Genomic DNA, 6,960 nt, shown 5'->3' on the forward strand with positions numbered 1-6,960 from the left:
GTCCATTATAATCTAGCTAAAGGAGGTGAAAATATGTTACTAAAAAAGCGCGAAGTTTCATCGAAGCAACTCACATTAGAAATGCTTGAAAGGCGGCTACCGAAATCTCACCCAAAGTTTACTTACTATCAAGAAATGCTAAATAGAACAAGGGCAGGGTATGCAGGTGAGCAAAGGGTAGATCAGGAATGGCAGGAAATCCATTGGGAGCATGTGCATTATTTATTGCATGATGTACAACTTAAAGCTGAAGGTGGATCAATACATCAAATAGATACATTATTTATGTCGCAAAATTTTATTTTAATAGTAGAAATCAAAAATATCGTTGGGCATGTAGAATATATGGAAGATAACCATCAATTTATTCGAATTACTTCTGATGGCAAAGTAGATGGCTTTAGAAATCCCTTTGATCAAGTGAAGCGACATTCTAGGTTTTTACATCAGATTTTTCAAAAGGGTGGCTATCATATACCTATTATTTATATGATTGTCTCTGCAAATCCGAATATGATTATGACGTCAAGTTTGTCGGCTCAACCGATTATTCATGTAAGTGGGTTGGCTGAGAAGGTAGAACAGCTGTTTTTACGATATTCACAAGTTTGTTTGAGTGATAAAGATTTGAGACAAACCGCTGAGCACATTATAATGAAGCATGAACCAACACAATGGTTACCAGAGATCGATTGGGGTGTACTAAGAAAAGGGGCATTATGTTCACAATGTGAGTATCAGCATAAAGTGCAGTATTTCTTTGGGAAATGGCGTTGTAGCAATTGTCAACGGACAGATAATAAATCGATGCTAGTAGCATTACAAGATTATCAGCATATGATGGGAAACAATATTTCTAATTCTCAATTTCGTAATTTTTTTGATATTGACTCAGAGAAGGTAGCTTATTACTTATTGAAAAAGTTAAAGTTTGAAGTCATTGGTGGAAATAAAAATAGAAAATATATAATTCCTGCCAATTTATTGGATTAAATGTAAGTGGCGTACATTATCAGTGCGGTCAGATAGTGTCGCATACAAGGTAGATGTCGATATTTTTGGAAAGTTGGGTGATAAATTAAAAAAGTTGGGTGATAAATTGATAAAGTTGGTCGATAAATAATCAAAAGTTATCGATAAATCTCAAAAGTTTTCCGATAAACCTCTCATCCCCACAAAAAAGCCACACTTACATAGCAAGTGTGACTCTTTATCCTAGACTAGTAGGCCAAATAGTTGAATGTCGTTGTTGACTTCTTTGTATTTGAAGCCGAATTCATTCATGCGTGCTAGTAATCCTTCGTAGTCTTCACGGTTTCCAAGCTCGATACCGACTAGGGCAGGACCACTTTCTTTGTTGTTTTTCTTTGTATATTCGAAAGTTGTAATGTCATCATTTGGACCTAGAACGCTTGTTAAGAATTGGCGAAGTGCTCCTGCACGCTGTGGGAAGCTTACGATGAAGTAGTATAGTAAGCCTTCGTGAATTAAAGATTTTTCTTTAATCTCCTGCATACGACCGATGTCATTATTACCGCCACTAATGATAACAACGACTGATTTTCCTTTAATCTCCTCTTTATAAGAGTCGAGTGCTGCTACTGATAATGCTCCAGCAGGCTCCGCGATAATGGCATGTTTATTGTAGAGATCTAAAATCGTTGTACATACTTTTCCTTCTGGTACTAGTACGATGTCGTCTAAGTAGCGACGACAAACATCATATGTGTGGTTACCGACGCATTTTACGGCAGCACCGTCTACAAATTTGTCAATCCAATCAAGTGCCACTGCACCGCCTTCTGCAAAAGCAGCCTTCATACTGCCCGCCCCGCTAGGCTCAACACCGATGATTTTGCTAGTAGGGGAAAGGTTTTTCACATAGGCAGAAACGCCTGACATTAGGCCTCCGCCGCCAATACTACCAAACACGTAATCAATCGGTTCCTCCATGTCATTCATAATTTCAACTGCGACCGTTCCTTGTCCAGCAATGACATCAAAATCATCAAATGGGTGAATAAAGATTTTATCGTGTTCATCACAGTAAGCTAATGCACTTTCTGCAGAATCATCAAAGGTATCACCAGCTAAAATAATTTCTACATATTCACGACCAAACATACGCACTTGGTCAATTTTTTGCTTAGGTGTTGTTTGAGGCATAAAAATACTTGCTTGAATTTTTAATTGTGCACAGGCATAGGCAACACCTTGGGCATGATTGCCCGCACTTGCACAAACAACACCAACTTTACGAGCATCTTCTTCAATTTTTTTAATCTTATAATAGGCACCACGAAGTTTAAATGAGCGTACATGTTGTAAATCTTCGCGTTTAAAATAAATATTAGCTCCGTATTTCTCGGATAAATAATCATTTTTTTGTAGTGGCGTGTGTACCACTACGTCTTTTAAGAAATGATGTGCAATCAAGATATTTTCTACTTGCACAGTTCTAGTGTCAGCAGCTTCCATAATATTCATCCTCCGTTATACGTATAAAACATTTATCTATGATAGCACATATTATAATCTTTTTGTTATTAATTTTTAGTAAATTCTAAATTTTCGGTGTCTATTTCATACAAAACGAACAATAATTAAATTTCTTCGAGAATATTTTGTAGAAATAAAGGAAGCACACATTTCCTCATAACGAAAATGGTCAAGCATATACTAGAATACCTTAGGTCAAGTAGGAGGGTATGTAATTGGAAATCATTCAAGGAATTCTATCTACATACATTCAATTTTTCGATTGGGAAATGTGGAAAGAGATCTTAACTGACCCTGTATCTTGGGGGTTAATATCAACATTAATTATAATAGAAGGGTTACTTTCAGCAGATAACGCACTTGTATTAGCAGTGCTAGTCAAGCATTTGCCAAACAAGCAACGCAAACGAGCATTAATGTACGGTATGTTTGGAGCCTATTTTTTCCGATTTTTATTTATTGGGATAGGTGTTTATTTGGTAGAGTTTTGGTTTATCAAATTGCTAGGAGCCCTGTATTTAGGTTGGCTATGTGTCGCTCATTTCCTACAGATTGGGGAAGCGGATAGTGCTAAGGAGATGAAAAAAACAGGGTTGATCGTTCGTCTTTTTGGAACGTTTTGGGCAACGGTTATTTCTGTAGAACTGATGGATATTGCTTTTTCAATTGACGCGATTTTTGCTGCTTTTGCGATATCCAATCAAATTTGGATATTACTAATCGGGGGAATGCTAGGTATTTTAATGATGAGAACTATTGCAGGCTTATTTTTAATTATTATTGAAAAAATACCAGAATTAGAGGCAACAGCATTTATTATTATTGGGATTATTGCACTGAAAATGTTAGCCAGTGTCATCGGGATTCACGTTCCGCATTATATGTTTTTTGTTGTGTTAATTATTATTTTTGCGATCACTTTCATTATTCATTTTTTGAAAAAAATGAAAGTCGCTTAATATAAAACGGTTCTGTTCTCAATTAGGAAAGAGGACAGAACCGTTTTATTGTTATTTTACATATTGATCAGGATTTACAATATAGAATTTTTCAATATTAAGCCAGCTTTCACTCATCGGCTCACCGTCATCAATACGTTTTTCTGTTTCTTGCATCATCCATGCAGTTTGAGATGCATGTGCTTGTAATGCTTTAATTTTATCCATCTTCATTTCACGGATATCGTTGATAACATGCGGTTCTCCATTTTTTTCAATTGTATCATTTGCAAAGGCACAGCCTAACACTTGTGGGCGTGCGGCTTTTGGCATACGACGAACAGCTTCTACTACAGCACGTGCTGTTGCCTCGTGGTCAGGATGAACTGCAAAGCCAGGTAAGAATGTAATGATAAGAGAAGGCATTAACTCCTCTATTAAACCTTCAACAAGCTTTACCATTTTTTCATCGTCTTCAAATTCAATTGTTTTATCACGGAAACCAAGCATACGCAAATCTTGTATTCCCATAGCCTCTGCTGCTGCGATAAGCTCCTTGCGTCGAATTTCTGGCAAGGATTCACGTGTTGCAAACGGTGGATTTCCTAAATTACGCCCCATTTCGCCTAAAGTTAAGCAGGCATATGTAACAGGTGTATTCATTTTCTTTGTATAGTAGGCAATTGTTCCAGCAACTGAAAAAGCCTCATCATCTGGGTGAGGGTAAACAATTAAAATATGACGTTGTGGTTGTAAATTCAAAAAGTCGTCCCCCTTAGTAAGTAAACGGCGTTTCGCTAATTTCAAGTGCAATCGCCAATTTACCTGAGTAGTCTAGTCCAGCCATTAATAAACGGCCTAAATCATCTAATTCAAAATGTGTGATGCCTTGAGCATAAACCCAGCCATGTGCCATTTTTAATCCGACACGATGAGGTGAATCATCTACCACTTTAGCAAGCTCATAGTTGATTTTAGCATTACGAATAAAAGCACCTGCATTAAAAAATTTCTCATCAAAGTGTGCTGCATAAGAACCGTTCGTCGTCTCAAGATGAATATAAACGTCTTTGTTGGCGAAAGAATTCAATAATTCCTGCAACGTCTTTACTTGTACTTCTTGCATCTTAACACTCCTCTCGATTTTTTCTATTTTAAGTATAGTCAAAAAAGATGACAAAGGGAAATTGAAAGACTTTGTTGCTAACCTAATCATAAATGTTATCAATAAAATACAGAAATTTCTTTATTTTGAAATAACTATTATTCACTATATAGAGGGTGAATTACTTGAAAAAACTATTCTGATGTATCAATATAGGACACATGAAGCGGATTAATATAAATTGTGTCGTTATAATTTGTATGCGGTTTCATAAATAAAATATGGGGAGATTGATACTATGATTTATGCAAATCCTAATACTCCGGGGGCAGTAGTAAGTTTCAAAGAAAAATATGATAACTTTATCGGCGGCGAATGGGTTCCTCCTGTAAAAGGTCAATACTTTGAAAATAAAACACCAGTAACAGGTCAAGTTTTCACAAAAGCAGCTCGTTCAACAGTTGAAGATATTGAGCTTGCTCTTGATGCAGCACACGCAGCAAAAGATGCATGGGGTAAAACAAGCGCAACTGAGCGTGCATCTATTTTAAATAAAATCGCAGATCGTATTGAAGAAAACTTAGAAATGATTGCTGTTGCAGAAACATGGGATAATGGTAAAGCAGTTCGCGAAACTTTAAACGCAGATATTCCTTTAGCAATTGATCACTTCCGTTATTTTGCAGGTGTTATCCGCGCACAAGAAGGGCGTACAACACAATTAGATAACGACACTGTTGCATATCACTTCCAAGAGCCACTAGGTGTGGTCGGCCAAATCATTCCTTGGAACTTCCCAATTTTAATGGCTGCTTGGAAAATTGCTCCTGCACTTGCAGCAGGTAACTGTATCGTGATGAAACCAGCTGAGCAAACGCCAGTTTCATTATTAGTGTTAATTGAAACAATTCAAGACATCCTACCAAAAGGCGTACTTAACATTGTAAACGGCTTTGGTGTTGAAGTTGGTAAACCACTTGCAACGAATAAACGAATTGCAAAAATTGCTTTTACAGGTTCAACAGCTGTTGGTCGCCAAATTATGCAATATGCAACTGAAAATATTATTCCTGTGACGTTAGAGCTAGGTGGTAAATCACCAAACGTATTCTTCGAGGACGTAATGGATTCGGATGATGAATATTTAAATAAAGCAATTGAAGGCTTTGTGATGTTCGCTTTAAACTCAGGTGAAATTTGTACTTGTCCTTCACGTGCACTTGTTCAAGAATCTATTTACGATAAATTCATTGAACTTGCATTAGAACGTGTGAAAGCTATTAAAATTGGTAATCCATTAGATACAGAAGTAATGATGGGTGCCCAAGCTTCTAACGAACAAAAACAAAAAATCCTTTCTTACTTAAAACTTGGTAAAGAAGAAGGTGCTGAGTGCTTAATAGGTGGAGAAGAAAATATTCTTGAAGGCGACCTTGCAGGAGGTAACTACATTAAACCGACAGTTTTCAAAGGTCATAATAAAATGCGAATCTTCCAAGAAGAAATTTTTGGCCCAGTGCTTGGCGTGACTACATTCAAAGATTTCGATGAAGCTATAGAAATTGCAAATGATACAGAATATGGTTTAGGTGCTGGTGTTTGGTCACGTTCTGGTGACATCGCTTACCGTGCAGGTCGAGCTATTCAAGCTGGTCGTGTGTGGACAAACACTTATCATCAATACCCAGCAGGTGCTGCATTTGGTGGATTTAAACTTTCTGGTATCGGTCGTGAAAATCACGCAATGATGTTAGATCACTACCAACAAACTAAATGTCTTTTAGTGAGCTATAAAAAAGAAGCACAAGGATTTTTCTAATAACAAAGGATGAATAACAGCATGGTAGAACGATTGATTGCAACAAAAGAGGCTTTAAATTTGATAGATTTAATTAAGAGTCAGCATGGCGCTATCATGTTTTATCAATCTGGGGGTTGCTGTGATGGCTCTGCACCGATGTGTTATGTAGAAGGAGATTTTAAAATTGGTGAAAACGATATCTATCTTGGTAAAATAGGTGACGTTCCTTTTTACATTCATAGAGCGCAGTATGAATATTTTAAGCATACGCAATTGATTATTCATGCGATTGAGGGCAGAGGTGCAAGTTTTTCTTTAGATAGTGTTGAAAATATGCATTTCATTACGAACTCTAGAGTATTCACAACAGAAGAGTACTAAGAAGTACTTATAGAGAAATTCAGTCTAAAAACGCCATGTCCTGTGGCATTAGCGAAAGGACCGACATCGTGTCGGCCCTTTTGTTGTTACCGCTATGTTAGCACTGCGCTTTCGCACAAAAAACATATGTTGCTGTCGCTACGCTTTCGCACAAAAAACATATGTTGCTGTCGCTACGCTTTCGCACAAAAAACATATGTTGCTGTCGCTACGCTTTCGCACAAAAAACATATGTT

At 37.0% G+C, this 6,960-nt stretch carries 7 protein-coding genes; 4 read left to right on the forward strand and 3 right to left on the reverse strand.

Translation table 11 applies throughout. The annotated features are described in order from the left end of the window. The first annotated feature begins 33 nt into the window (after positions 1–33). Complete coding sequence (locus ACFVT8_RS22190) at positions 34–993, forward strand: nuclease-related domain-containing protein (protein WP_387084010.1); 960 nt, start codon at positions 34–36, stop codon at positions 991–993. A 222-nt stretch (positions 994–1,215) separates the two neighbouring features. On the opposite strand, the gene ilvA is transcribed toward ACFVT8_RS22190, so the two are convergent. Continuing rightward, positions 1,216–2,478 carry a threonine ammonia-lyase IlvA gene (gene ilvA / locus ACFVT8_RS22195; RefSeq protein WP_387084008.1) on the reverse strand — a complete coding sequence of 421 codons (1,263 nt, stop codon included), beginning with the start codon at positions 2,476–2,478 and terminating at the stop codon, positions 1,216–1,218. A 236-nt stretch (positions 2,479–2,714) separates the two neighbouring features. On the opposite strand from ilvA, the gene ACFVT8_RS22200 reads away from it, so the two are divergent. Next, entirely contained in the window at positions 2,715–3,458 is a 744-nt protein-coding gene (locus ACFVT8_RS22200; protein WP_387084006.1) for a TerC family protein, read from the forward strand. Between the two features lie 51 nt (positions 3,459–3,509). Here ACFVT8_RS22200 and bshB2 read toward each other — a convergent pair whose 3' ends face one another. After that, positions 3,510–4,199 (reverse strand): bacillithiol biosynthesis deacetylase BshB2, encoded by a 690-nt coding sequence (gene bshB2, locus ACFVT8_RS22205; protein WP_387084004.1) that lies wholly within the window; start codon positions 4,197–4,199, stop codon positions 3,510–3,512. Positions 4,200–4,212: 13 nt separating this feature from the next. After that, on the reverse strand, positions 4,213–4,563 hold the full coding sequence (locus tag ACFVT8_RS22210) for a YojF family protein (protein WP_053484519.1): 351 nt from the start codon (positions 4,561–4,563) through the stop codon (positions 4,213–4,215). Positions 4,564–4,840: 277 nt separating this feature from the next. On the opposite strand from ACFVT8_RS22210, the gene exaC reads away from it, so the two are divergent. Further along, positions 4,841–6,361: an acetaldehyde dehydrogenase ExaC gene (exaC, locus tag ACFVT8_RS22215; RefSeq protein ID WP_387084002.1), complete on the forward strand. Its 1,521-nt coding sequence runs from the start codon at positions 4,841–4,843 to the stop codon at positions 6,359–6,361. Between the two features lie 21 nt (positions 6,362–6,382). Beyond that, complete coding sequence (locus tag ACFVT8_RS22220) at positions 6,383–6,724, forward strand: DUF779 domain-containing protein (protein ID WP_387084000.1); 342 nt, start codon at positions 6,383–6,385, stop codon at positions 6,722–6,724. Positions 6,725–6,960 lie beyond the last annotated feature (236 nt).

This window comes from Lysinibacillus sp. NPDC058147 (genome assembly GCF_042884205.1).
Taxonomy (GTDB): Bacteria; Bacillota; Bacilli; order Bacillales_A; family Planococcaceae; genus Lysinibacillus.

Excerpts from the sequence above, each read along its gene's own strand:
- ACFVT8_RS22190 (WP_387084010.1), top strand. The coding sequence starts at position 34 with ATGTTACTAAAAAAGCGCGAAGTTTCATCGAAGCAACTCACATTAGAA.
- ilvA (WP_387084008.1), bottom strand. The coding sequence starts at position 2,478 with ATGGAAGCTGCTGACACTAGAACTGTGCAAGTAGAAAATATCTTGATT.
- exaC (WP_387084002.1), top strand. The coding sequence starts at position 4,841 with ATGATTTATGCAAATCCTAATACTCCGGGGGCAGTAGTAAGTTTCAAA.
- ACFVT8_RS22210 (WP_053484519.1), bottom strand. The coding sequence starts at position 4,563 with ATGCAAGAAGTACAAGTAAAGACGTTGCAGGAATTATTGAATTCTTTC.
- ACFVT8_RS22220 (WP_387084000.1), top strand. The coding sequence starts at position 6,383 with ATGGTAGAACGATTGATTGCAACAAAAGAGGCTTTAAATTTGATAGAT.